At 51.9% G+C, this 2,842-nt stretch carries 2 protein-coding genes and 1 pseudogene; all 3 read left to right on the top strand.

Going from position 1 to position 2,842, the window contains the following annotated elements; all coding sequences use genetic code 11:
- Nucleotides 1-254 (top strand): annotated as a pseudogene (locus ACOCD2_RS15785) (conjugal transfer protein TrbJ); the annotation flags it as partial.
- Nucleotides 255-264: 10 nt separating this feature from the next.
- Nucleotides 265-660 (top strand): hypothetical protein, encoded by a 396-nt coding sequence (locus ACOCD2_RS15780; RefSeq protein ID WP_293649479.1) that lies wholly within the window; start codon nucleotides 265-267, stop codon nucleotides 658-660.
- A gap of 11 nt (nucleotides 661-671) precedes the next feature.
- The gene (gene trbL, locus ACOCD2_RS15775; RefSeq protein WP_293649481.1) at nucleotides 672-2,282 is read left to right on the top strand and encodes a P-type conjugative transfer protein TrbL; all 1,611 of its coding nucleotides are present in this window, start codon (nucleotides 672-674) and stop codon (nucleotides 2,280-2,282) included.
- Nucleotides 2,283-2,842: the final 560 nt, after the last annotated feature.

Genomic DNA, 2,842 nt, shown 5'->3' with positions numbered 1-2,842 from the left:
ATGCCAGGCAGCTGGAGCGACTCCAGTCTGCGGCCACCGGGGCAGTGGGCCAGATGGAGGCCATTGGTTACGCCAACCAGCTCGCCAGTCAGCAGGCCAACCAGCTATTACATATTCGGGGGCTGTTGATCGCGCAGCAGAATGCGGTGACGACGAAAATGCAGGCGGACATGGCGAAAGAGGCCCAGCAAGAAGCGGCGGACTCACAATTCCTGAGAAGAAACTATAGAGCAAGCACCGGCCGGACATGGTGAGGAGTGAAGCATGAAAACATTAAGTATATGGGTTAGCTATTTAGCACTTATTCTACTAATCGCCGGTTGTTCTGAAGTTCAGAACAATAAGAAAGAAACGGCATGGGTAAAGCCGGTTAATGAGGAAACATGTGCTAAGGCCAGCATTGAACATGTGGAAAAAGAATATGGGAAAGATGTAAGCCAAGGCCTGGGAAGCGCCTGCTTTCTTAGGACCTCCACCCCATCTTTCGCGTTTTACTCGCCGAAGAAACAGTCCGTACAGCGCATTGTTATCGACCCTATCCATTGCACTAACGAGATGCCGGAGGAGGTTAAAGGCGTAGAAGGCGCTGATGCGCTAGTTGCGGCCTGTGCGGCTGCGAGACCGGCAGAAGACAAGAAAAGCACCAATATGCAATGGTGAGGTGGTAGCCCATGAAAAAAGTTGCTGGAATTATATTGTTATGCGTATTGCTAGGTATCGCTGTTGATGCGAATGCTGCAATCGACAATAGCAATCTTCTGGATACTGTATTAGCAAGATACTCAGCAGCGGCGAGTGGATGGGCAGGCTATATCACAGGTCGCGCAACATGGCTGTTTTGGGTGTTGGTGCTTATTTCAATGGTGATCACCTTCGGAATGATGGCATTGCGCAAAGCGGATATTGGCGAGTTCTTCGCAGAACTCGTGAGATTCACCATATTTACGGGGTTCTTTTGGTGGCTACTGATAAATGGGCCTAACTTTGCTACGGACATCATGGATTCGCTTCGACAGATAGCTGGTACAGCAACGGGCTTAGGGCCTAGTCTGACGCCATCGGGGATTGTAGATGTGGGATTCGCTGTTTTCGATAAAGTGATAGAGAATATGTCATTGATGTCTCCCGCGACAAGTCTGGCTGGGGTCATCATGGCGGCAATAATTTTGGTTATCTTGGCGCTAATTGGCGTCAACATGCTTTTGCTATTGGCGGCGGGTTGGATATTGGCTTATGGCGGAGTTTTCTTCCTTGGTTTTGGAGGGGGAAGATGGACTCATGACATTGCTATCAATTATTACAAAACTGTACTAGGGGTGGCTTCGCAGCTTTTAACTATGGTCCTTCTCGTCGGCATTGGGAAAACATTCGTTGATGATTATTACAGCAACATGAGTGCCGACACACCGTTATCGGAATTAGGTGTAATGCTGATCGTGGCTGTCATTCTACTAATGCTTGTCAATAAGGTTCCTCAACTTATCGCAGGCATTATTACCGGCGCGGGTGTCGGTGGTATGGGGATTGGACAGTTTGGGGCTGGGGCTGCTATCGGCGCTACTGGTGTTGCGACAGCCGCTGCGACAATGGCCGGGGCAATGGCGGCTTCTGGTACCACACAAGGCGCTGGAGGTGTGTCGGCGCTTATGGCTGCATTTTCTCAGGCTAATGCCAATGTTGCAGCCGGCAGTGATGTATTGGCAAATGCGTTTAGCGGTAGTGACGGCGGTGACACAGACGGAGGGCCGGGTGGCGGCGGAATGCCTGGAACCGGAGAAACGCCATTCGCAAAAGCCGCAGGCTTCGCCAATTCGGTTTCTAGTAATACAGAATCTTCCAGGTTGGCACAGTCAGCGTCGAGTGCCCATGATTCGAGTGAAAGAGATAGAGGAGACAGTCCAGGAGGGCCAGAAGGGGAGAGTAAAAGCGAAAAGAGTGGTGAAGGTGCGCAAGGCAATACTACGGGGTTTAACGCCAGCAGTGGCGGTGTCATCGCATCCGCTGGTATGACGGCGGCAAGAGTAGGTGCAGACGCCGCGGCGAATTTAGCCAAAGGCACCGTAGATGTGGCAAAAACAAAACTCGGCTCCGTTGTCGATTCCGCCAAGGAGCGAATAGCGGATACAACAGGTGGTCGCATTGCGGATGCGATCAGGGGAATGGGGGCCGACTCGTCAGGTACTGAGGACAATAGCCTTGCCTCTGTTGATTCGAACCGGGTTGATGCAGAGTCTGAGGTTGCGGCATTCGTAAACCGCGACAACAACAGTAAATCCACATAAGCAATGTCAAGGAGAAATAGATGAAAGGCGTATTGGGAATTACTGCGGCAATTCTGTTTAGTGTCGCGGGCAACATGGCGAGCGCCGCTTCACAGGATGAGTGCGCGATTTGGTTATGCCTTCCAGGCGGATTCCCGTCCGGGTGCGGCGCTGCTTACTCAGCGATGATCGACCGCATCAGGGATCGTAAGCCGCCTCTTCCGAATTTCGGATCGTGCGCAGTAAACCCGTCAAAAGGGTCTGGCAGCCATATGAGCTTCGATTGGGGTATCGCTGCCTATATTCCTTTGCACCGTGAATGTGTTCAGTGGGATTGGAGCGGGGATAGCTGCATCCGGTATGACACCGTTCCGGAAAGCTACGTCCGTGGGCGTCGATGCAACATCAATGAGGACAGATCTGATCCACCCTATTGCACAAAGACCGTGCGGTGGTCTGAGGTGTTTATCGAAGACACGCTCGCCGGCCCTACCTACTACTGGTAAACACTCTAATGTTCTTTCCAGCCCTTGATGTACCTCCAGAACAGCAAGAGATGGTCGAATGTGCCATCTCCGCTG

This window comes from Thiolapillus sp., from assembly GCF_048562965.1.
Lineage (GTDB): Bacteria > Pseudomonadota > Gammaproteobacteria > Chromatiales > Chromatiaceae > Thiolapillus > Thiolapillus brandeum_A.
This window is presented reverse-complemented; position numbering and strand designations above follow the sequence as displayed.

Coding starts and splice junctions, on each gene's coding strand:
- ACOCD2_RS15780 (WP_293649479.1), top strand. CDS start 265: ATGAAAACATTAAGTATATGGGTTAGCTATTTAGCACTTATTCTACTA.
- trbL (WP_293649481.1), top strand. CDS start 672: ATGAAAAAAGTTGCTGGAATTATATTGTTATGCGTATTGCTAGGTATC.